Origin of the sequence: Bacillus sp. FSL R5-0709 (genome assembly GCF_038004785.1) — a bacterium.
In the GTDB taxonomy this organism is placed as follows: Bacteria; Bacillota; Bacilli; order Bacillales; family Bacillaceae_G; genus Bacillus_A; species Bacillus_A mycoides.
This window is the reverse complement of sequence record NZ_JBBORT010000001.1, coordinates 4,953,268-4,976,333: the sequence shown is the minus strand read 5'-3', so window position 1 is coordinate 4,976,333 and position 23,066 is coordinate 4,953,268. Positions and strand designations below refer to the sequence as shown.

At 36.7% G+C, this 23,066-nt stretch carries 18 protein-coding genes and 1 riboswitch; of the genes, 9 read left to right on the top strand and 9 right to left on the bottom strand.

The features are described 5' to 3' along the window. The first annotated feature begins 89 nt into the window (after positions 1-89). From MKX37_RS25680 to MKX37_RS25670, 3 genes are read left to right on the top strand one after another with little or no spacing between them, the layout of a single operon-like run. The gene (locus tag MKX37_RS25680) at positions 90-578 is read left to right on the top strand and encodes a zinc ribbon domain-containing protein (protein ID WP_078421821.1); all 489 of its coding nucleotides are present in this window, start codon (positions 90-92) and stop codon (positions 576-578) included. Positions 579-583: 5 nt separating this feature from the next. Continuing rightward, positions 584-2,137, top strand: coding sequence for a zinc ribbon domain-containing protein (locus MKX37_RS25675; protein WP_078421822.1), 1,554 nt, complete (start codon positions 584-586; stop codon positions 2,135-2,137). 13 nt (positions 2,138-2,150) lie between these two features. Next, positions 2,151-3,530, top strand: coding sequence for a zinc ribbon domain-containing protein (locus tag MKX37_RS25670; protein ID WP_078421823.1), 1,380 nt, complete (start codon positions 2,151-2,153; stop codon positions 3,528-3,530). Positions 3,531-3,724: 194 nt separating this feature from the next. Here MKX37_RS25670 and MKX37_RS25665 read toward each other — a convergent pair whose 3' ends face one another. Both MKX37_RS25665 and MKX37_RS25660 read right to left on the bottom strand, forming a co-directional pair. Then, on the bottom strand, positions 3,725-4,027 hold the full coding sequence (locus tag MKX37_RS25665; protein ID WP_002034795.1) for a DUF3910 family protein: 303 nt from the start codon (positions 4,025-4,027) through the stop codon (positions 3,725-3,727). A gap of 85 nt (positions 4,028-4,112) precedes the next feature. After that, positions 4,113-4,991, bottom strand: coding sequence for a cell wall-binding protein EntA (locus tag MKX37_RS25660; protein WP_002129985.1), 879 nt, complete (start codon positions 4,989-4,991; stop codon positions 4,113-4,115). A 677-nt stretch (positions 4,992-5,668) separates the two neighbouring features. Between MKX37_RS25660 and opuD the strand changes: the two genes are divergently transcribed. Further along, positions 5,669-7,183 carry a glycine betaine transporter OpuD gene (gene opuD / locus MKX37_RS25655; protein WP_002129983.1) on the top strand — a complete coding sequence of 505 codons (1,515 nt, stop codon included), beginning with the start codon at positions 5,669-5,671 and terminating at the stop codon, positions 7,181-7,183. A gap of 306 nt (positions 7,184-7,489) precedes the next feature. Then, positions 7,490-7,624, top strand: a complete 135-nt coding sequence (locus MKX37_RS25650) for a hypothetical protein (protein WP_002034792.1) — start codon at positions 7,490-7,492, stop codon at positions 7,622-7,624. A gap of 153 nt (positions 7,625-7,777) precedes the next feature. Here MKX37_RS25650 and MKX37_RS25645 read toward each other — a convergent pair whose 3' ends face one another. The 6 genes from MKX37_RS25645 to MKX37_RS25620 form a co-directional block, all read right to left on the bottom strand. Then, the gene (locus MKX37_RS25645) at positions 7,778-9,079 is read right to left on the bottom strand and encodes a glycosyltransferase family 2 protein (protein WP_078203610.1); all 1,302 of its coding nucleotides are present in this window, start codon (positions 9,077-9,079) and stop codon (positions 7,778-7,780) included. Beyond that, the gene (locus MKX37_RS25640; RefSeq protein WP_078421824.1) at positions 9,076-9,831 is read right to left on the bottom strand and encodes a diguanylate cyclase domain-containing protein; all 756 of its coding nucleotides are present in this window, start codon (positions 9,829-9,831) and stop codon (positions 9,076-9,078) included. The genes MKX37_RS25645 and MKX37_RS25640 overlap by 4 nt, the downstream gene beginning before the upstream one ends. 261 nt (positions 9,832-10,092) lie before the next feature. After that, on the bottom strand, positions 10,093-11,304 hold the full coding sequence (locus MKX37_RS25635; RefSeq protein WP_002016182.1) for a NupC/NupG family nucleoside CNT transporter: 1,212 nt from the start codon (positions 11,302-11,304) through the stop codon (positions 10,093-10,095). A 362-nt stretch (positions 11,305-11,666) separates the two neighbouring features. Then, positions 11,667-13,412 carry a C40 family peptidase gene (locus tag MKX37_RS25630; protein ID WP_002167372.1) on the bottom strand — a complete coding sequence of 582 codons (1,746 nt, stop codon included), beginning with the start codon at positions 13,410-13,412 and terminating at the stop codon, positions 11,667-11,669. A gap of 211 nt (positions 13,413-13,623) precedes the next feature. Further along, entirely contained in the window at positions 13,624-14,508 is an 885-nt protein-coding gene (locus MKX37_RS25625; protein WP_002016184.1) for a D-amino-acid transaminase, read from the bottom strand. A 575-nt stretch (positions 14,509-15,083) separates the two neighbouring features. After that, the gene (locus MKX37_RS25620) at positions 15,084-17,012 is read right to left on the bottom strand and encodes an LTA synthase family protein (protein ID WP_002129972.1); all 1,929 of its coding nucleotides are present in this window, start codon (positions 17,010-17,012) and stop codon (positions 15,084-15,086) included. Between the two features lie 550 nt (positions 17,013-17,562). Between MKX37_RS25620 and MKX37_RS25615 the strand changes: the two genes are divergently transcribed. After that, complete coding sequence (locus MKX37_RS25615) at positions 17,563-17,928, top strand: YkvA family protein (RefSeq protein ID WP_002016186.1); 366 nt, start codon at positions 17,563-17,565, stop codon at positions 17,926-17,928. Positions 17,929-17,978: 50 nt separating this feature from the next. Continuing rightward, entirely contained in the window at positions 17,979-18,470 is a 492-nt protein-coding gene (locus tag MKX37_RS25610; RefSeq protein WP_033731080.1) for a metal-binding protein, read from the top strand. A gap of 177 nt (positions 18,471-18,647) precedes the next feature. On the opposite strand, the gene MKX37_RS25605 is transcribed toward MKX37_RS25610, so the two are convergent. Continuing rightward, complete coding sequence (locus MKX37_RS25605) at positions 18,648-18,965, bottom strand: DUF4870 domain-containing protein (protein ID WP_002016181.1); 318 nt, start codon at positions 18,963-18,965, stop codon at positions 18,648-18,650. 287 nt (positions 18,966-19,252) lie between these two features. Between MKX37_RS25605 and lldP the strand changes: the two genes are divergently transcribed. Continuing rightward, the gene (gene lldP / locus MKX37_RS25600; protein WP_002016180.1) at positions 19,253-20,914 is read left to right on the top strand and encodes an L-lactate permease; all 1,662 of its coding nucleotides are present in this window, start codon (positions 19,253-19,255) and stop codon (positions 20,912-20,914) included. A 71-nt stretch (positions 20,915-20,985) separates the two neighbouring features. Further along, positions 20,986-21,101: riboswitch (TPP riboswitch) on the top strand. Between the two features lie 112 nt (positions 21,102-21,213). Then, a complete protein-coding gene (thiC, locus tag MKX37_RS25595; protein ID WP_002016178.1) occupies positions 21,214-22,974 on the top strand; it encodes a phosphomethylpyrimidine synthase ThiC in 1,761 nt (586 codons plus the stop codon). Positions 22,975-23,066 lie beyond the last annotated feature (92 nt).

Here is a 23,066-nt window from a genome sequence, read left to right as displayed (position 1 = left end):
GAAATTCTAATTACACAATTAGAAAATCATGGTAATATATATAATGTTAATTTTGTATATTACTATGTAATTAAAAGGAGAGAATTTGTTTGTCAGATTTACAATCGAAGTTTGGTAATGGCATGAATAAGTTGCAAGAGGGAATTGAGCAAGGCAAGATGAAGTTGCAAGTAGCACAGGAAATGGCGCAATTAAAGAAGATTACACAAGAGAAGTTACAAGAAAAAACTGAAATTTTACTTGAACTTGGTCAAACGGTATATATGCAACTTCGTGATGATGAAGTTCGAGTAGATTTGTTGAAAGCTATTGTAGCACCAGTGCAAGAGCTTGATGTTGCTATTTATAACACGCGCAGACAAATTTCTAATTTACAGAGACAAGAACAAAAAGGACAGTGTAGTTGCGGTGGTCCATTATCATTAAATGATAAATTTTGCGGGCAGTGCGGTAAAGAAAATGAGTTACTCCTTCAATCAAAAAATATTGAAAAAGAAGCATGTTCTTCATGTGGTGAACAAATTGCAACGGAAGCTACATTCTGTCCAGCATGTGGTATGAAGCAAAATAAGGAGTGAGGAACATGTATTGTAAAATTTGCGGTTTAGAACAGCCTGAGGCAGTAAACTATTGTACACATGACGGCTCAAGTACGGATAGTATAGATAGCCATGTTATGTTAGTCCCGCAATCTTCGAAGTATTGCCGAACATGTGGACAGGAAAGTAAAGAATATGCTACATATTGTGAGAAATGCGGTGATTCTTTATTAGGATTCGCCCAAAAAGAATCGAACATGAAATTACCAAATGCAGGAGCGCAATTACATGTAAATGCATCAGGAAGTATGCTAAAAAAAGGATTATTCGGTGGTGCTTTTGCAATTGTATGTATGTTCATTGCAGGCTTCATTGGCAGTTTAATAATAGATTCTGCTATAAATGATGTAGTGGAGACAGCGGTTAGAAATACGGATGGTATGTTGAATATGAATACCATTAATCAATCATTTATTGGTATAGCACCATTAATTTTAATGTGTCATTTAATAGGTATTGAAATTAGCGGGAGCGGGGCATACACGATGTCATTCCTTCTTCATATCCCATTATTCATCTTGGTAACTATTCCGGCACTTATATTAGGTGGAAGTGGATTTTTTGTTGAAAGAAAAAAACCTTCAATTAGTTGGCGAGAGAAGTTCATGACATCATGTGTAATTGGCATGATATACGGTATTTTCTTATGTATTGTAAGCTTTATGGCAAGTTCTTCTACATCTATTTCTTATTTCTATCAAACGATGACTATTGATGTTGTATATTCTCATGTTGTTAGTTTATTGTTTGGTATTATATTTGGCCTATTATTCAGCTTTATTGGTATGAGTATTGAAGCAGGACCACATCGTATGCTTTCTTCTACTAGTCAGTTTGTCCCGTATGTAACGTCTATTTATTATAGTATAGTGACTGTTTTGAAAGGACTACTTATTACATTTGGTATTATACTTATTACGATTTTATTTAGTAGTTCAAAATCAATGGGTCCAATTGATTTTCCAGAGAAGGCGTATAAAGTATTACTTTCTTTAGAAGCAACACCTTTCATGTGGAATATGGCCCACCTTTCTTCAACTGAAATTGAGTGGGGGAATATGGAGAGAGAAATGCATAGATATTCAGTCGAAAAAGGGCCGCTGCATGTATCGTATATGTCAGGCATATCAATACAGGGTACGTCTTTAAAAGACCTGGAAATCGCTAATGGTGCTAGTGCTGATCGTATAAAAGATATTGATGATTTTAATTCATATTTACATTGGTGGGGATTATTAATTCTTCTACCATGTATTCTACTAGTTAGGGCTGGAATGAAATTGGCTCAATATCGTATGCGAAATATGTACGTAACTATAGCAGTGTTTAGCGCTGTTTATACAGTGATGATGCTTTGTGTAAATGGATTAGCAAAAATTCATATTACAGCCTCGGGAAGTAAGGTAATTATGAAGGAGTTCGCTGGAATTTCTGGACCGATATTATCTATTCAAAGTAACACGCTATATTTAATAGTAGGTAGTTTTCTTATTTCTTACGTATTAACATTCGCGGGTATGAAATTAGTAAAAAAATAAGGGGGAGAAATACTTGAAGTTTTGTGGAACATGCAATAAACAAGTTGCGGATCATTTGAACTTTTGTCCTGATTGCGGAAGTAAAGTAGAAGAAATTGCTGATCAAACAGCTTCTTCTCACTCAGAAATGCGGAGAGAAACAAAGTCAGTGAAAAGTAAGAAGAACATGTTTTTACTTATAGGTTTTGTCATTGTTTTTGCTATTTTGTTTGGCGCATATAAATTCGGTGCTAGCAAGTTTTCGAAGGAAAAGCAAGTAAATGCAATGATTGAAGCATTCCAAAATAAAGATGTGAATGCAATCGATGAGATTTTGAAAGTAGACGATCCAACCTTAAAGGTTAAGACAGAAGATATTAAGGCGTATATCCGTTATTTAAAAGAGAATCCTTCTTATAATAAAGAACTGTTATCATATTTGCAAAGAGAGACAGTAGATCAAAAGTTAGCAAGTGATAAAGCATCTTTTAAAGATGGGAAAATTATAGAAGACGGGAAAGAATGGTTCTTGTATCCGAAGTATAAGTTCAGCATGAAGTCGTATTACATGAATGTTAGCACAACTGCAAAGAATGCTGAAATATATGTGAATGATAAAAAAGAAACAGAGCTTTCTAGTGACAAAACTTCGAAAGAATTAGGTCCATACTTCCCGGGTGCTTATGTTGTAAAGGCAAAGGCGAAGACGGAACTTGCTGAATTAGAGACAGAAAAAGAAGTGGATTTAGCAGATGAAAAGAATGGGACAGTAGAAGTGAATTTATCACTTGAAGGAAATTATGTAACCATTTCGTCTGATGAAAACGATGCAACGGTATTTGTTAATGGCAAGAAACGCGGAAAGTTAAATTACGGAAGTTATAAACTTGGTCCTGTACCGACGGATGAAACGGTAGAAGTACATTTGGAGAAAAACGCTGAATTTGGTGTGATGAAATCTGAAAGTATTAAAGTTGGAGATCAAAGTACATATTACTTAAAGTTCCCAAAAGAAGCTTCTAGTTCAGCGGTTGGAGATTTTGTACAAAATCATATTTATAATAACGTACGTGCAATTGCATTAAACGATTTTAGTTTAATTGAAAATGATTATGATAAGAGCGGGAAATCGTATAAGGAAGACCGTGATTACTTACAATATCTACACAAAAAAGGAATTACAGAAGATTTATTGACAATGAATATTCGCAATGTAGAACGTCAAAGTGCGACGAAATATAAAGTAACGACATATGAAGAATATCATATTCGTTACGGTGACGGCTCTGTAAAATTCAAGAGCTTTAATAATGACCATATCGTTACTGTTAACGGAAATGGAAAGATATTGTACCATTCTCTTGGAGCGAATAATACGCTGAAATCAGAGGAAGTATCTGGTCCGACTCATTAATATAAGAAAGAGGCTGTTCAATTTTGAACAGCCTCTTTCTTTAGGGAGCTTGCCGTTATTGTCAATCTTTGACGGTAAATCGATATTCCATGTTGAACCGTTGATATAATTTTCTCTACTCGTGTTCATGAAGGGAAAGTAAAAAGGATATCACCTAGTTGGGAAATTCTACTAGGTGATATCCTTTTTTGCAATTAGAAGCGGGCTTCCTTTAATATCGCTTGTACATATGGATCATTTAATATTTGCTTTATGAGCGGTAGCATTTCTTGCTCGAATGGAATATCAATAGGGAATGGTTTTTGAGAGCCTGGTTTTATTCCGTATTGTACGAGTTTGTAATGTGTATTTTCTTCAGACTTGAGCACAATTAATTTATAGCGATTGTCATCGTTTGTTAGTGAGAAGTCAATTGCGATTGCATCATATGTTACATCATCTTTATATATGTACGGCTTTGGTGTACCGACCCAGTCTACCTTAGCTTGTAAATTCATGGACGTCACCTCCTTATATGTATTATATAAAAAATAAAAGCCAGCTCTCAATAAAGAGAACCGGCTGTAATTTAGCAGTCATTGGTTATTTTAAAATTTTCACTTTAACAGTTTTGCGTCCCCATTTTTGAGCAGCGCTATCTGATCCAAGTAGGATGTCGATACGGTTACCTTTAATTGCACCGCCAGTATCTCCAGCGATAGCTTCTCCGTAACCTTCTACCCATACTTTAGATCCTAATGGGATTACTTTCGGGTCAACAGCGATCATTTTCATGTTTGGGTTCGCTGTTAAGTCATGACCCATTGCAGTTAATACACGGCCGCCGTATGTGCCACCGTTTTCACTTGGGTGAGCTGTATATGCCGTAGCTACAACTGTTAACTCACGACCACCAGAAGGTGTGCTAGTCTCAGCAGCTTTCACAGCAGGCTTAGCAGCTGGTTTTGCTTGTGCTGCAGGTGCTTGAGCTTTAGCTGGTGCTACAGTTTTAGCAGGAGCAGGTTGTTCTTGTTTCTCGATAACAGGTGCTGTACCTGTTAAGAAAGGAACGTGAACATAAGCTGTTTTCCCGTTATATTCAAATTGTAACCACTCATTTTGTACTTGGTTCGTTGTTTCGATCATATCGTCTTTCTTAAGCGTTCCAAGAATTTCTGAGTTTGTGTTCGCTTCAGCACGTACATTTAATACGTTAGCTGTTACATAGTAAGAGTTCTTTGTAAACTCTGCACTTACGAATGCGTCTTTACCATCTAATTTGATTTGTGACCATCCGTTTTCTGTATTTAGAACATCTAATTTATGACCATTCTGTAATTTACCGACAACTTTTGATTCAGTAGTAGGGTTTTCTCGTACGTTTAGTACGTCTGTTTTTACAACAGTTTCTGCATTAGCAGATGCGGTGAAAATCCCAAGACCAAAAACTGCTGCTGTTGCTATTCCAATTAATTTTTTCATGATAGCCTCCATTGCGTTTGTTTTCGTGTCCTCATTATAGCAACAGATTTTTTCGGATTTTGGGAAAACACACAATTACAAACCATTCGTAATAAGTCGTTAACACTTTGTAATATAGCTAGAATGAGAGGAAAGCGTTTTTCATTCCATATAATTAGTAGGTTTCTAGTTATATTCAAAATATTTAATACAACATATTTTTTTCGGTGTAAATAAAAATATTACAGGGGTATTACATAATGATTACTATACAGTTACATTCCTTGAGTATTTTACCGTTTTATGGGTAATATAGTTATATAAACATAAACATCTCGTTTGTGAAGTTATAAACACGCGCTATATACTAGCAAAAAACCGCATAATTGTTACAAGAAGAAAGGGTTGTAAAGAATAAATCTGCCCTTTTTTAAAACTGTAACACATCCTTTTTTGGGAAAATCTCTTCCCATCCGCATTTTTCTCACACAATTTGACAGTAGTATTCCAATCTTGTAGCTCTTGCAGAGTGGAAAGGTTGTACGGAAGGTAAGGCTGTCCATAAGAACTCTAATTGGTGAAGGCAAACTTGAGAGAGCCGAAAGAAAATCACCACAAAAAACTATGGTTTTCTATCCGATTTAACATATCGGAATTTATGATTTTCACAAGAAATGAAACATACGAAGGGGGATTTGATGAGGAAACTGACGAAAACATTTATTGTCTCATTAACATTATGTATTGCATTTACACTTTGGGGGATTATTCCCGAATCTATTATTGGAAAAGGTAGCTTAGGAAATGTAACGACTGTAATTCAAGCTGCGTTAGTTAGTAAGTTTGGATGGTTCTATATTATTTCCGTTTCTATTTTCTTAGGAATTGCTATTTTCTTAATTGTTTCTAAGTACGGTTCGATTCGTTTAGGTAAAGATGATGATGAACCTGATTATAGTTATATGACATGGTTTGCTATGTTATTTAGTGCCGGTATGGGAATCGGTTTGGTTTTCTGGGGTGTCGCAGAACCGATGAACCATTTATACACACCTCCGTTTGGAGAGAGTGCGACTGAAGAGAGTGCACGCCTTGCACTTCGTTTCTCATTTTTCCATTGGGGATTACATCCGTGGGGATTATATGCACTTGTAGCATTATGTATTGCGTATTTTACATTTAGAAAAGGAAGAGCAAGTACAATTAGTGCGGCGGTCGGTCCGCTATTTAAAGGCGGTGAACATGGCCGTATTGCCCATATGTTTGATGTTCTAGCTGTATTTGCGACAGTATTTGGTGTGGCGACATCATTAGGACTTGGGGCAAAGCAAATTGCGGGTGGTGTTAGTTATTTAACATCTATTCCAAACTCATTACCGACACAGCTAGTAATCATCGGAATTGTAACTGTTCTTTATATGCTATCTGCGCAAACGGGACTCGATAAAGGAATTAAATATTTAAGTAATGCGAATATTATTTTAGCGTTTGCACTTATGATAATTGTATTATTTGCAGGTCCAACAAACTTTATTATGAATTATTTCACTTCAACAATCGGTTCATACATTCAAGAATTGCCAAGTATGAGTTTCCGTTTAAGTCCATTAAATGAAGGCGGAAATCAATGGATTCAGTCATGGACAATTTTCTACTGGGCATGGTGGATTGCATGGTCACCATTCGTAGGTACGTTTATTGCTCGTGTGTCACGCGGGCGTACAATTCGTGAATTTGTTGTTGGTGTGTTACTCGTACCAACAGTAATTGGTGCGCTTTGGTTCTCTGTTTTCGGAGGAACAGGTATTCACATGGAGCTATTTGATGGTGCAAATATATATGGACAAATTAAAGAAATGGGCACAGAAGTAGGATTGTTTGCTATGTTAGACCAAATGGGTAGTATAGGACCGGCTTTATGTGTGTTAGCTATTTTACTTATTTCAACATTCTTTATTACATCGGCAGACTCTGCTACGTTTGTTCTAGCGATGTTAACGACACATGGTAGCTTAAACCCACCAAATCGTATTAAAATGGTTTGGGGTATTGTTCTAGCGGCGTTAGCTTCGATCTTATTGTATGTCGGAGGATTAGAGGCGCTGCAAACTGCGTCGATTATTGCGGCCTTCCCGTTCGTATTTGTTATTTTCTTTATGATTGCAGCACTATTTAAAGAGTTGCAAAAAGAAGGACGTATGAAACAACATTAATAATAGAAGAAAAAAATTCTGTATATATAAATAGTATTAGGACTGTCGAATGTCGGCAGTCCTTTTTCACTGTTCTATACTATTGTAGGAAAAGCATTACTTTGTTACGGAATACTATAGATATCGGTAATTTAAAAAGAAAAATCGATATAGTTCGACAATATCTGATATTTTACACGTTATATTCATATTTTTGACAAAAATATGTCGGAAATGTGTTGTCACTTTTATGTATATGTGCTATATTATTTCCTGTAAGCGATTTCAAATAGTTTTAAAGCGCATTCAAGGGGGACAACTAGAATAATGAAACGTTACGAAAGAAAGTGGAAGCATATTTGTTTGAAACGTGTGGCACATCGAAATGTCCAAGAAAGCACGGAACCAAAGACTGAAACTCGTAAAGAGCATAAAGAGAAGCAATTGGTTCTACAAAAATAGCAATCACTTTTTCGTATATAAATGAAGGTCGATCGTTCGTTGGGGGATGGACGTGAAATAACTTTCAGCTAAGGGGTATTGTCTGATATATAGTATTACGGTAAAAAATAAGCACAGAGCATACGGCGCTCTGTGCTTATTTTTTAATGAAATCTATTTTTCTTTTTTAAATCTTACTGTTTTATCCCAACCAATTACTTGTTTCTTGCTCTTTGCACGTAAGTAAAGAATGAGACTGCGAATAAACAAATACGTAAAGAGCTGTGCGTACGTAAAGTACATAATGACGCTTATGAAAATATTGGTCGGTGTAAAGGTTCGTTCGACGCTCTGAGCACTAAATAATTGAGAAACATATGTAATATATGCGACATACCACATAAATAGTAATGGAATGCTATATTGAATTTGGAATATGCCGAGCAGTCCAATTATAAACCAAACGTTTGAAATGATTAGGAATAGCCAAAATACGACATACACTAAAACTTGTTGTAAGGAATGGACGAGAAGTTTCCCTTTAAAAAAGCTTAATGAAGAAAACATTTTTTCTAAAATGTATAAGTTTCCTTGAAGCCAACGTGTCCGCTGTTTTATAAGAATTTTTAAATGTTCAGGTTCTTGTTCCCATGTAATCGATTCCGGGACGATTGGTAAGAGATAGCCCTTTTGGGTAATTCTTAATGTTAATTCAGCATCCTCTGCAATTGCATAAGGATCATAGCCGCCAAGTTCTTCTAATGCGGAACGACGAAGAAGCATGTTTGTTCCGGTTAGTGAACCTGTTTGGAATAATAGCCAGCGTCCAGATTGCATAAGGAGCTGGAAAATCTGAAATTCTAATGAAATCATTCGTGTAAGCCAGTTTCTTTTCTCATTTACTGTACGAACGTGTCCAACTGCTCCAACGGCATCCTTTGTTGTTTCAGCATGTTCTACGAGCATTCGCAGTGCATGTGGTTCAGGTTGATTATCTGCATCGTAAACACAGAAATATTCACCATCCGAAATGCTAAGGCCGTAGTTTAATACACGCGATTTTCCTTTGGGTTCGCCAGGTGGTACACGAATGTGATGAATATGAGCATAAGCTTTGTCGAAATCATCGCCAATTTCAGGTGTTTCATCTTGAGAGTTATCGTTTAATAAATAAACGTTTAGTTTGCCTGGGTATTCAATCTTTGCCATTGCTTCTAATGTATCTTTAATAACGACGCCTTCATTATGGGCAGGTATTAAAATATCTACACTTGGATAATGTTCTAGCGTACGATCTTTTCGTTTACTATTTCGATGAATTAAGCCCGCAATTGTTAAGAAAGAGTAATAAACGAGTAAAGCAGAGAATAGAAAGGCGGTAAAAATCAATACATATTTAATTGAAAATGTGATGCTGATCCAGAAAACAAGTACACAAAACAAAATAAATAAAAGAAGCATAACGAGTGTCATCATAATGTGATATGTCCCTTTGCATTGATTTGTTCTCGTTTTATTTTAATATCTTGAATTGCTTCAGCAGCAAGCCATTGTGCCATTTTTGGATGTAGACGGTTCATTACAATGTCAGCACCGGCTTCATTTGTATTTTGTAATAAAATAACTAATGTGTTGCTGTCATATTCAGCAGCAAGGTCAAAGTCAGCTCTGACTGTATCAACTAATAATGAAGCTACACGATCCATGACACTTTCCTTCGTATATTTACTAAAGGAAGTGAAATCAAAGAAAATGATAATGCCTGTTTCATTACGACGATTCATCGCAGTTGTTAATAAAGCTTGTCGTCTTTCGAATTCTTGTCTTGTTAATAATTTTGATTCTCCAATGTATTGCTCAAGCACTCTTACCCGTTCAGTTAACTCTTTATTTTTAAGGATAACCTTTTTTAATAGATGGGTTGAAATATAAACAATGAAGAAGTTAGCTGCCATCAGGAAGTGGGTAATAATATATTCCCATTGATCTGATGTACTCCATAAGTGAAGCCACGCTTGATAAAATAAATAGAATACTGAAATGATTGTTCCCAGTATGAAGAAAATAAATGCTGTTTTATCAGGTAAAAATAGGAATAGTACATTTATGATGACATATATAATTGTAAAAATGAGCGCGTGCTCATATTTCGTCACATGTACAGTAGTAAAATAAAATAAAATTTGTAAAATCCACATAGAGAGGACTTTATAGGACTTATCTTTCACGAAACGTTCCTCCTTAAAGCTAATTCGTGCTGGATATTTGTAGTATGCACAATTATTAAGAAATGACCATGTAGCTGGAAGTTTTTTGGGGCGAGATACATCAAGTAGTATCCCTCTTTTATAAGAAAAAATAAACAGACATACTAATTATTGTAACATATCATCTATACATCTAGACATGAAGGATTTAATATATATGAAAATTATATTTAAAGTATATAAAAAAACCTCCTCTTTAAAAAGAGGAGGTTTTATATAAAATTATAGGAACATCATACCTGCAACTGCTGCGTTTAAGAAGTTCGCTAGTGTACCAGCGATAACTGCTTTAATCCCTAATTGTGCAATTTGTTTACGGCGAGTAGGAGCTAACGTTCCTGTTACACCTAATTGAATTGCGATAGAAGAGAAGTTTGCAAAACCACAGATTGCAAATGTTAAAATCATATTTGTTTTTGCAGAGAACTCTGCCATGTGTGGTCCTAAGTTTGCGTATGCAACGAATTCGTTGATTGCAAGTTTTTGACCGATAAAGCTTGCTGCTTGGATAGCTTCACCTGGAGAAACCCCGATTAAGATTGCAAATGGTGATAATAAGTAACCGAAGATTAAATCAAGGCTAAGTTTAATATCGAACCAAGAACCAACCCATCCTAATAAGCCATTTAATAAAGCGATTAATGCAATGAAGGCCATTAGCATTGCAGCTACGTTGATAACAAGTTGTATACCTTCAGATGCACCGCGTGCAGCTGCATCGATAACGTTTGCGTCTTCACGCTCTGTTGAAAGTTGAACATTATTATCTACTTTTTCTGTTTCTGGCATAATTAGTTTTGCAATTAATAAACTTGATGGAGCTGCCATAATTGCTGCTGCTAATAAATGTTCTAATGGAATTCCCATTGCTGCATATCCGACAAGAACTGATCCGGCAACAGCTGTCATACCACTTACCATAATAGTGAAGAATTCACTGTTAGTTAAACGTGCTAAGTATGGTTTAATTAAAATTGGTGCTTCTGTTTGTCCTAAAAATACAGTTGTTACTGCATTTAAGCTTTCTGCCTTAGAAGTTCCAAGAAGTTTACTTAATGCACCACCAACGATACTAACAAATTTCTGCATAATACCTAAGTAATATAAGATTGCAACTAATGAACTAATAAATACAATTGGAAGTAGTGCTTGAATAACGAAAACAAATCCCCAAGGGCCTTTTGCGTTGACTAAATCCCCAGCAACGAACCTAATTCCCTCGTAAGAAAAATTAATTAATCCTTGAACGCCGTCAGCAGCAACTTTTAAGCCTGCTTTTCCAGCATCCCATCGCAATACGATAAATGAAAATGTCATTTGTAATGCTAGCGCGATTAAAATTGTGCGCCAATTAATAGCTTTGCGGTTAGAAGATAGTAAGAAAGCAATTGCTAATACTCCAATCACGCCGCCAATTCCCCATAAAACATTCATGCAGTGTATGCTCCTTCCTCATAGTAAAAAAGTGTATAAACCAGTTGTCTATACTTTTGCGAATATAACATCTTAAGTAACTTATCATAATGGACATCGGAGGTCAAACGTCTAACGAAAAGTTTAAATAAAAAGAAAATTCTTTGAAAAAACACATATAAAATGAATAGACATGAAATAGGTTATGTTTTTTGTTGAAATATATTCATTATGATAACGTTTTGGGCAATTTCAATAGAATATAGTGTATGAAATAGGAGAATGAACGCATAATTTTTTCGTAGAGAGAATGAAAGGGGATTACTATGTTGAGTCTTTTAAAAAGAGCCTTCTAGTAAACTAGAAGGCTCTGAAACTATAACTTAAGGTGCTTTCGTATACCCTAAGAAATGGCTTTTCCAATAAGAGTTGTTTAATGAAGCGATTGCTACACCTTTATCTCCGGATTGGATGAATGATCCCCCGCCAAGGTAGATACCCATGTGAGAAGGACCTGCTTTATAAGTATCTTTGAAATAAATTAAGTCTCCAGGTTGTGGACTTGAAGTTTGTGGTAAGCTGCTCCAATATCCAGCAACACTTTGGCGGCTAATGTTATGACCAAATTTCTTAAATACGTGGTAGATGTAACCACTGCAGTCAACACCATTAGCAGAAGTACCGCCCCAAACGTATGGTACGCCTTGCATAGATTTCGCGTATGCAAGTAGAGAAGAACTGTCACCGCTATTATTAGTATTATTATTGTTGTTATTATTTTGATTGTTATTTTGGTTGTCGTTAGGCTTATTATCTACTGCGCCACCAACTGGTGTTTTAGATAGGAAACGTGTTCCGATGTAACCAGTTTGACCGTTGTAGTTAATTTTGCTCCATCCAGAGTTTTCAGAGATTACTTGAACCTTCTGTCCTTGTGGGAGTGCGCCTATGATTCTATAATTTGTACCTTCGCCGCTACGTACATTTAGTGCAGAAGCATTAATGTAGTAGTCGCCAATTGCACCTTGATCAGGTTGTTTTGGCTGTTCAGGCTGTTTCGGTTGTTCAGGAGTAGCTGTGCCACCTTTAACGAATTTTACAAATTCGCTACTAACATAGCCTGTTTTTCCTTGGTAGTTTACTTTAAACCAGCCGTTTTCAGATCCAACTACGTTTAATGTTGTACCATTTAACACGCCGCCAATTACACTATGGTAAGCTGCAGGGCCTGTACGAACACGTAGAGATGTTGCGTTAACAACGTAAGTACCACCAGTTTGAACAGTTCCATTATTATTTTGCTCTTGGTTGTTACCTTGAGTGACGTTTTCGTTAGAACCGCCTTTTGTTACGTAGTCCTTGCTTAAGTAAGCAGTTTGTCCCGCGTAATTGATTTTGAACCAATCTTGAACTTCGCCTACAACTTGTACTACTTGTCCTTGTTTAACAGAACCTACAGTTGGATGAGAAGTGCTAGGACCTGTACGAACGCGAAGGGAAGATACATTTACTGTATAGTTTCCACTTGCTGGTTGAACAGTTGCTTCATTGTTACTATTGTTGTTATTGCTTGTAGAGCCAGTATTTGAAGAAGCGCCTGATACAAATTGGCTACTAACATAACCAGTTTGTCCGTTATGGTTGATTTTCACCCAACCATTTTCTTCTCCAATTACGTTTAAAGTTTGTCCTTCATATACACGTCCTGAAACAGAACTAGAAGTGTTAGGAGCTGTACGTACACGTAATACATCAGCAGTAACTTTATTGTTTCCACCTGTGCTTACATTGTTATTCGTTGCTCCGTTTTTTGATACAAACTCGCCACTAACAAAACCAGTTTGTCCATTAACGTTAATTTTGAACCAACCATTTTCTTCTCCAATTACGTTTAATGATTGACCATTATAAACGCGAGAGATGACGTCGTGAGAAGTACTTGATCCTGCACGAACGTGTAGTACGCTAGCATTCACCGTATATGATGAATTGTTTGATGCGGAAGCTTGGACAGTTTGTGTAGCAGCTTTTTGTGTATTTTGTTCAGGGGCAGCTTGAACGCTATCAAGTGTAGGGGCTGCTCCTCCTGCTACAGACACTGCCGCAAGACCGGCAAGGTATTTTTTCATAATTTGTCGATTCCTTTCTGTCTGTAATGTAGTGAAGAAATATTTACCAACTGTTAAAAATTCTAAAGAGCATGTCGATTACTGTCAAGACTTATGTGGTAATCTGAATATGACAAAAAGGTTACAAAAAAAAAATCAAGGTATAAATCTGCACCTTGATTTCCATTTAAATACATATATTTGATGTGGAAAATGAGAAGATTATTCGTATTTAGGAAGATGTGCTGTTGGATTTTAAAAGGCTTTGAGAAAATGACCTTTGTAGTAATTTGGTGATAGGGCCAACTTGACCATCTTGAATCGCAGTTCCATCGAGATGGGTCATCGGTAAAATTTCAATAGTCGTTCCCGTAAAGAAGCATTCATCTGCTTGATAAACATCGCGAACGCTGAAAAGCTCTTCCTTTACAGGAAGTTGAAGAGTGTTAGCTAAAGAAAGGACGTACTGACGAATAATGCCGTTTAAAATAAGGTGATTGGCTGGATGCGTATACAGTGTTCCGTTTTTTATAAGAAAGAAGTTAGAGTGGCTACCTTCAGTTACAATACCATTTCGTACGAGAAGTGCTTCTTTACAACCTTTGCGTTCAGCTTTCGTATAAGCTAATACATTTGGTAATAAATTTAACGATTTAATATCACAGCGGAGCCAGCGTGTATCAGGTTCTGATATAGCACGTACACCGTATTCAATCCATAAAGATGGTCTTTCTTTTTTTGAAATATAAGCATAGATTGTCGGAGATATGTCATATGAAAATGCATGTGCTCGAGCTTGTACACCACGAGATACTTGTAAGTAAATTGTTCCGTCTTCGTGGAAATTATTGTTTTCAATTAATTTGTAGAGTAAGATGATGAGTTCGGCTTTTGAGAAAGGAAGTGATAATTCTATTTCTTCAAGGGATCGATATAATCTTGTTAAATGTGGGTCTAATAAGTGAAAGTTTCCGTTATAAAGGCGAATAACTTCATAGACGCCATCACCAAATTGTAAACCTCTTTCTTCAAGTTCTATGTACGCGCGATGTTTTGTTGTATCAATAACTGCATCATTCCATAGTACAAATCTTTCGTATGCCAATTTTCGTCCCATCCTTTCGTTAGTACATGAATAAAAATCACTATAGTAATTTTTATGTAAGCAATTCTATACATATGACGTATATGTATTTTGTAAATCACAGAGAAGTAGTGGTGATTTATCCTGCATTAACTGCCCGTAAACGCCCGATTGGTGAGGGCTAATAATCAGTGGGGGATGAACAAAACACCCACTGATTAAAGTTTCACTTTATAGCATTTTGTATATACAAATTCGGAAATGAGAAATAAGAATCCTGCTTTTTGAAAAAAAAAAGCAACATTCGTATGGAATGCTGCACAAGGAGGGTAGCTATCATTCATAGGGACATCGTCTTTAAAGGTTTCATTTATGCAAACAAAACACTTGGAAAGACAATTATAAGAAAATTGAAAACAAATGATGCACACATTTCTCTAAGGGATCTTATTGAAGATGAGAGATAAGAAATATGTGGAACCTTGTTTACATATTTTATTATAAAGATGTTTCGTTAATGTGGTGTAAATATTAGGTGAAGGTTATGTAATTTTAAAGTTAATGAATAGGAGAGGAAGGATAGCAGAAAATAAAAAAAGAGGCTGAGATTACTCAGCGCTCTTCTTTTCTTCTTTAATAGCTGTCTTTACTTCACCAGTTTTGATCTTGTTACTTTCAGAGAAGCGAAGTAAGTCACCTTCAATGATTTTGTCAGACATGTTTAGCTCGTTTTGTGCACGATCAATAAGTGGTTGAGCTTCTTCTTTCGGTAACTGCAGAACTTCACCAGTGTGGCGATCGTAGAATGTACTGTTCGTGTACATGTACTTATCTGTAACGAAGCTACCGTCACGAAGAACAACGAATCCTTTATTTTCTGGTGAGAATACATCATGACCGAATTGAATTTGATTCGTAGAATCTACACCAAGTAAGTTTAGAATTGTTGGCTTAATGTCAATTTCACCAGTTGGTTTTGAAATTGTTTTACCTTCTTTTTGACCTGGAACGTGAATAAACATCGGTGTTTTTTGTAAGTTCATATGGTCAAATGTAGTGATTTCTTCTTTTCCTAAGAACTGTGCCATTGCACGGTTATGGTTTTCAGAAATACCATAGTGATCACCGTAGAATACGATAACTGAGTTGTCGTAAATACCCTCTGCTTTTAGACGCTCAATAAAGTGTTTCATTGCTTCGTCTAAATAGCGAGCAGTTACCATGTAACGGTCAAATACGCCATCACCAGAATTGTATTCATCGATTAATTTCGTACTGTCATCATAAGTGAATGGGTAATGGTTTGTTAAAGTAAGGAAGCGAGTATAGAACGGTTGCTTCACTTGTTTTAACATATCGATAGATTGATCGAAGTATTCGATATCTTTTAATCCCCAATTTAATTTTGTTTCTGGCGTAATTTTGTAGTCAAGCTCGTTGTAGTAACGATCATAACCAAGTGCCGGATACATAATGTTACGGTTCCAGAACGTTGCGTTATTCGCGTGGAATACTGATGTGTGATATCCTTGCTGACGCAAAATTTCTGGAGTTGCTGTATATTCGTTATTACCGTGTGTGAAGAATACAGCACCACGGTCTAGTGGATACATTGAAGTATCTACTAAGAATTCAGCATCAGACGTTTTACCTTGCCCAGTTTGATGGAAGAAGTTATCGAAGTAATAACTTTCTTTCGCAAATTGGTTTAGGAATGGTGTAACTTCTTGTCCGTTAACTTGCGCACCAATTAAGAATGTTTGTAATGATTCAAGAGAGACAACAATTACGTTTTTCCCTTTTGCAGTACCAAACATATTCGGATCTGGTTTACTTTGTGTTGTTTTCACGTAGTTTTCTGTTTCTTGTAATTTACTACCATCAGCAAACGCTTTTTGTGAACTTGATTTTGCTTGTAAGCCAAGATCGTATGCTTGGTGTACATATAATCCTAAGTTTTTAACAAGCATAACGCGGTCGAATGAACGTGTTAATAGTTCTGGACGCTCAGCTTCTGCAAATCCTAGGTTTACGCAGAAAATAGCAACCGTTGACACGAAGTATAGAGAACGCATCGGACGCGCTACACGTTCTGTCGGTGCAAAATCTTTCTTCTTCTTCAATAGAACGAAGAATACGATGATATCCGCAAATGCAAGGATGATTTTGTAGTTAAATAATTCTTTCACACTAGAACCTAAACTTCCGAAATTAGACGTTTGTCCTAGTACTGGTAAAGTAACGAAGTCATTGTAGAATCCGTAGAACATTACGTTACCAACAAGAATGAACGTTAAGATAAAGTTAATTCCTAGTGCTATATAGTTACGTTTTTTCCCTTTTGCAAATAATGCAAGACCCACAAACAGTAATGATGCTGCTAATGGACTAATGAATAAAATGAATTCTTGCATGAAAGATTCAAGTTTTAAATCGAAGCTAGTGCGTGTAATGATGTAGGATTTTAGCCATACGGCCAAAGCTACGAATAAAGTAAAACGCACATTTTGAAATTGTGATTTCATGGTTTCTTTCATTCATTTCCACCCTTTCTCTATCAGGCTTGGTCGATTTTGGAGCGAAAAATGTTAAAATAAAAAATACATAGTTTTCTTGGCCATAATTAGAGTTTCTATATTCACCCATATACGACTTTAACTATGCATACCCTTTTTGGTTTCTTGTGCTGCTCATAAGCATAACGTCATTTCTGTATTATACAACAAAATTCATTTCTGAGAAACACTATAACATTTTACATTTTTTGTATGTGATTTGTCACTACCAGAGAAAACTTTAACATTCGTTTATATGCCCGTCAACTAGAAAATATAACAAAAATAGAAAAGAATGTTAAGCGGAATTGAAAGTTTTTTGGTTGAGAAATATGGAATAGAAATCTTTAAGTGGTTGTCTAGAAAACTATTATATGAAGGAAAATATGAAAAAATTAACGAACACTTGTTCTTTTCGGTTTTGTTTGTTACAATGAAATTTCATTGATAGATTATGTGTAATTTTGATGAACTTTTACTGATAACATAACATATTGTAGCTTATTTCTTTTGAAAATAGGGAGGCTTTTGAATGAAACAAAAATTTTCAGTTGAAGCGTTTTGGAAGAAAATAAAACATGTTGCGAAGCAGGCAGGGCAGTCGGTAATCTATGCGAGTTTATTGTTGTTTTACGTGTTGCAAAGACCGGATGTTCCAAAACGAGTGAAAATTATTGTAATCGGAGCACTTGCTTATTTCATTGCACCGATTGATGCCATTCCAGATTTCATTGCTGGAGTCGGTTATACGGATGATTTAGGTGCGTTAATGGCCGCACTATTACAAGCATCGATATACGTAAATGAAGATGTGAAAGATAAGGCACGAGTGAAGTTGGCAGAATGGTTTGGTTCGGATATAGACACATCATTTATCGATCAAAAATTAGATCAATAGGTGAGAACTGTCATAGGATGACAGGGCGAACGTAAGCGAGGAAGTGCATTATGCCATCAGGAAGAACGCATACGAAAATAAACTTAATATCCCTTCCGGTTGTTTTGTTTATGCTCTTTTCGTATGGATTAACAAGTTTTGATTTTTTATTAACTTTTGCAATTGGCTTTTTAGTAGGTACTTCATTTCTAACACCGGATTTAGATACGTACAGTAATGCGTATAATAAATGGGGATTCCTCCGCATTTTTTGGTATCCATATAGGAGCGTAATGCCCCATCGTTCCTTCTTCACACATACGATTATAATTGGTGATATTATTCGTATTGCATACATGTTAATCGTGTTTTCTCCGTTTTTATTCCTATTAAATATAATCGCATTCAGTGGAAATTTAATAGAAATTGCGAAGGAACACGAGGTTGAAATTGTAACGTTTGTAATGGGGATTGTTGTGGCGAGTACGCTCCACATTATAGCGGATAAAGCGAATACGCGCCGAAAGAAAATGATGAGAAAAAAGAAGAAACGCAAAAGATAAAAAAACCGTCCCAAAAGGTATTTTGGGACGGTTTTTTTGTTATTAATAGGTAGGTTATTCTTGTCGTATTTTGTAGTTAAGTCGATATTCCTTGTCGAATCGCCGATAAAATTTCATTTACGATCATGCGACATCAATTTTTGGACAGTTCCTTTTTAATCAAACGTTTGTTTAAAACTAAGCTTTCAGTACCTTAATACCTTTCACGATATTCCAAATAAAGTAGTATAAGCTAATGATCCCGCAAATACATAAGACGATGATTGCTCCAATTCCAAGTGTTACGTCTGGTTGATCAGATCCGATGCCCATAATTCCTAAAATAACTAATCCAATAAATGTTGCGATACTTGGAATAATGTGTGTCCATAGAGCACGTTTTGCATGTGGTTTCGTTTCAGAATCGCCCACAATCCACACGATAATAGGGAATAAGATAGGCGCAAATAATACACTAAAGTATGATAAAGCTGCTAATATTTTGTTTCCGTTCATATATATCACCTCATAAGTAATGTTCGTTGTTATACCTTTAGTATGCAGTAGATTTGGCGAGCTTCCTATCGATTAACATTACAAGAACGTGACGTTTTTGTAAGATTTTCCGTTTTAAATGATGAAATTTTCAAAAAAATCTTTTTAAATGAAAATTGTTGTGATAAAATTATTGAAAACGTTTTCTTGAACGTTTTATATTTTTTAGACTTAAAGGTATGATGACCTGATAGTCTATTGATAAGGTTATTTTTATTTAAAAGGGGATTCTTTAGGGGGAGAGAACAATGAACACATGGACACAAGTTTACGATCCGTTCGGTAACATTTGGATTTCGGCAGCAGTTGCACTTATTCCAATCATCTTTTTTTTCTTAGCATTAGCAGTTTTCCGCATGAAGGGGTATGTGGCAGGATTTATTACAGTTGTATTAACGATTTTGGTGGCGCTATTTGCGTATAAAATGCCATTCACAATGGCAATGGCAGCGACCGGATACGGTTTCTTATACGGGTTATGGCCGATTGCGTGGATTATCATTATGTCAGTATTTTTATATAAAATTTCTGTGAAAACAGGTCAATTTGATGTCATTCGTGCATCTGTATTATCCATTACGAATGACCATCGTTTACTCGTTATTTTAATTGGATTTTCATTTGGAGCATTTTTGGAAGGGGCAGCAGGATTTGGTGCACCAGTAGCGATTACGGCAGCGCTTCTGGCAGGCCTTGGGCTAAATCCTTTATATGCAGCAGGTCTTTGTTTAATCGCAAATACTGCACCAGTAGCGTTCGGAGCGATGGGGATTCCGATTACAGTTGCTGGACAAGTGACAGGCATTGATCCGCATAAAATTGGACAAATGGCTGGGCATCAATTACCGTTCTTATCTTTATTTGTTCCGTTCTTTATCGTATTTTTAATGGATGGCTTTAAAGGAGTAAAACAAACGTGGCCTGCTTTATTTGTAGCGGGTAGTTCATTTGCAATTACACAGTTTATTACAGCGACGTTTTTAGGACCAGAACTTCCGGATATTACGTCAGCGCTTGTAAGTTTAGTAAGTTTATCGCTATTCTTAAAAGTTTGGCAGCCGAAAGAAATTTATCAAACTAAGCAAGCGAATAGTGAAGTAGCAGCAACGACGACGGCGACATCTATGCCGAAACTAACGGTAGGAAAAGTAGTAAAAGCGTGGTCTCCGTTCATTATTTTGACTGTGATGGTAGTCATCTGGAGCCAAAGTTTCTTTAAAGCGTTATTCGCTCCGGGCGGCGCTTTAGAAAGTCTCGTATTTAAATTTGAAGTTCCAAGCTTGCACAATTTAGTAATGAAAGCAGAGCCTATTGTAAATAAACCAACACCTTATGAAGCAATCTTGAAATTAGATATTTTATCAGCGACTGGAACAGCAATTTTAATTGCTTGTATCATTTCTATCTTTATTTTGAAAATGAGTGCAAAAGATGCAGTAGCAACATTTAAAGAAACGTTAAATGAACTAAAAATGCCAATTCTATCTATTGGATTCGTATTAGGATTCGCATTTATTGCAAACTATTCTGGTCTATCTTCTACATTAGCGTTAGCACTTGCAGGAACTGGCGGATTATTCCCGTTCTTCTCACCATTCTTAGGATGGATTGGCGTATTCTTAACAGGATCAGATACGTCAGCGAACGCACTGTTCTCGAATTTACAAGCAATTACAGCGCAGCAAGTCGGTGTATCTGAAGTGCTTCTTGTTGCAGCAAATACAACGGGCGGTGTAACAGGTAAAATGATTTCTCCGCAATCAATTGCGATTGCTTGTGCGGCAGTTGGACTTGCTGGGAAAGAGTCAGATTTGTTCCGCTTTACATTGAAGCATAGTTTATTCTTCGTTACTATTGTTGGGATTATGACGTATGTGCAGGCTTATTATTTAACTTGGATGATTCCGTAAGCAACAAAAGAAATAAACTTTTCATTTTTCAGATTATAGTGTATGATGGGAAAGTATTGAAAATTAAATCAGTGATAAACTAGGGGTGCCTAACGTATGCGTAGGCTGAGAGAGAAGCGTGTGAACTTCTTAACCCTTTGGACCTGATCTGGCTCGTACCAGCGTAGGGAAGTTAACGGCTTTACATAATTATGTCTTTATGAGCCAGGTCCTTATTCTTTTATGGACCTGGCTCTTTTTATTTTGGCATGCGCTGGCCATATCTCGTCCTTGTCACGAACAGGGGGGCAACAAAAGTTATGAAACAGTCTGTTTCAGCTGAGCAAATTGAATTGAAATCGAGTTTACCAGGAAGTAAGAAAGTGTATGTGGATGGAACACGTGAAGGTATGAAAGTACCAATGCGCGAGATTGAACAAAGCGATACGAACGGTGTTCAAAATCCGCCAATCCGTGTGTATGATACGAGTGGACCTTATACAGATCCAGAGTATAAAGTGGAGCTGGAAAAAGGGATTCCAACGCCGCGCCACTCTTGGACCTTGGGGCGTGGTGATGTGGAAGCTTATGAAGGACGCGAAATTAAACCTGAGGATGACGGTGTGAAAGTAGCTTCAAAACATACACCTGTTTTCCCGCAAATGGATCGTAAGCCGCTTAGAGCGAAGCAAGGTGCAAATGTTTCGCAAATGCATTATGCGCGTAATGGCATTATTACGTCTGAGATGGAATATGTTGCGATTCGTGAAGGGGTAGAGCCTGAATTTGTTCGTAAGGAGATTGCAGAAGGTCGTGCGATTTTGCCGGCGAACATTAACCATCCTGAAGCGGAACCGATGATAATTGGACGTAATTTTCACGTGAAGGTAAATGCAAATATCGGAAACTCTGCTGTATCGTCTTCTATTGCAGAAGAAGTAGAGAAGATGACGTGGGCGACTCGCTGGGGTGCAGATACGATTATGGATTTATCTACAGGTAAAAACATTCATACAACACGTGAGTGGATTATTCGTAATGCTCCGGTACCAGTTGGAACTGTGCCAATTTATCAAGCGCTTGAAAAAGTAAACGGAATTGCAGAGGATTTAACGTGGGAGGTGTATCGTGATACGTTAATTGAGCAGGCGGAGCAAGGCGTTGATTACTTCACGATTCACGCTGGTGTATTACTTCGTTACATTCCAATTACTGCAAAGCGTATGACAGGTATTGTTTCGCGCGGTGGTTCAATTATGGCGCAGTGGTGTTTATTCCATCATAAAGAAAACTTCCTATATACTCACTTTGAAGAGATTTGTGAAATTATGAAGCAGTACGATGTTTCATTCTCTCTTGGAGATGGATTACGTCCAGGTTCTATTGCAGATGCAAATGACGAAGCGCAGTTTTCTGAGCTTGAAACACTTGGTGAATTAACAAAAATCGCTTGGAAACATGATGTGCAAGTTATGATTGAAGGACCTGGGCATGTACCGATGCATTTAATTAAAGAAAATATGGAGAAAGAACTTGATATTTGTCAGGGTGCGCCGTTCTATACACTTGGGCCGTTAACGACAGATATTGCACCAGGTTATGATCATATTACTTCAGCGATTGGTGCTGCGATGATCGGCTGGTTTGGAACGGCGATGCTTTGTTATGTAACCCCGAAAGAACATTTAGGTTTACCGAACAAAGATGATGTTCGCGAAGGGGTTATTACGTACAAAATCGCTGCGCATGCAGCCGATCTTGCGAAAGGGCATAAAACGGCTCATCAGCGTGATGATGCACTTTCAAAAGCACGATTTGAATTCCGTTGGCGCGACCAATTTAATTTATCTTTAGATCCTGAACGCGCGATGGAGTACCATGATGAAACGTTGCCAGCAGAAGGGGCGAAAACAGCGCATTTCTGTTCAATGTGTGGCCCAAAGTTTTGTAGTATGAGAATTTCACATGATATTCGTGAATATGCGAAAGAAAATGACTTAGAAACGACAGAAGCAATTGAAAAAGGAATGAAAGAGAAAGCGGTAGAATTCAAAGAAACTGGTAGTCACTTATATCAATAACACGTTACACCTCTTTACTTGATTGATCACACTGTACCTAACTTAAATATAGAAGAAGCCCCCTTTGCTAAGACGGTAGCAAAGGGGGCTTC

Excerpts from the sequence above, each read along its gene's own strand:
- MKX37_RS25675 (WP_078421822.1), top strand. The coding sequence starts at position 584 with ATGTATTGTAAAATTTGCGGTTTAGAACAGCCTGAGGCAGTAAACTAT.
- MKX37_RS25665 (WP_002034795.1), bottom strand. The coding sequence starts at position 4,027 with ATGAATTTACAAGCTAAGGTAGACTGGGTCGGTACACCAAAGCCGTAC.
- MKX37_RS25660 (WP_002129985.1), bottom strand. The coding sequence starts at position 4,991 with ATGAAAAAATTAATTGGAATAGCAACAGCAGCAGTTTTTGGTCTTGGG.
- opuD (WP_002129983.1), top strand. The coding sequence starts at position 5,669 with ATGAGGAAACTGACGAAAACATTTATTGTCTCATTAACATTATGTATT.
- MKX37_RS25650 (WP_002034792.1), top strand. The coding sequence starts at position 7,490 with ATGAAACGTTACGAAAGAAAGTGGAAGCATATTTGTTTGAAACGTGTG.
- MKX37_RS25645 (WP_078203610.1), bottom strand. The coding sequence starts at position 9,079 with ATGATGACACTCGTTATGCTTCTTTTATTTATTTTGTTTTGTGTACTT.
- MKX37_RS25635 (WP_002016182.1), bottom strand. The coding sequence starts at position 11,304 with ATGAATGTTTTATGGGGAATTGGCGGCGTGATTGGAGTATTAGCAATT.
- MKX37_RS25630 (WP_002167372.1), bottom strand. The coding sequence starts at position 13,412 with ATGAAAAAATACCTTGCCGGTCTTGCGGCAGTGTCTGTAGCAGGAGGA.
- MKX37_RS25625 (WP_002016184.1), bottom strand. The coding sequence starts at position 14,508 with ATGGGACGAAAATTGGCATACGAAAGATTTGTACTATGGAATGATGCA.
- MKX37_RS25620 (WP_002129972.1), bottom strand. The coding sequence starts at position 17,012 with ATGAAAGAAACCATGAAATCACAATTTCAAAATGTGCGTTTTACTTTA.
- MKX37_RS25615 (WP_002016186.1), top strand. The coding sequence starts at position 17,563 with ATGAAACAAAAATTTTCAGTTGAAGCGTTTTGGAAGAAAATAAAACAT.
- MKX37_RS25610 (WP_033731080.1), top strand. The coding sequence starts at position 17,979 with ATGCCATCAGGAAGAACGCATACGAAAATAAACTTAATATCCCTTCCG.
- MKX37_RS25605 (WP_002016181.1), bottom strand. The coding sequence starts at position 18,965 with ATGAACGGAAACAAAATATTAGCAGCTTTATCATACTTTAGTGTATTA.
- lldP (WP_002016180.1), top strand. The coding sequence starts at position 19,253 with ATGAACACATGGACACAAGTTTACGATCCGTTCGGTAACATTTGGATT.
- thiC (WP_002016178.1), top strand. The coding sequence starts at position 21,214 with ATGAAACAGTCTGTTTCAGCTGAGCAAATTGAATTGAAATCGAGTTTA.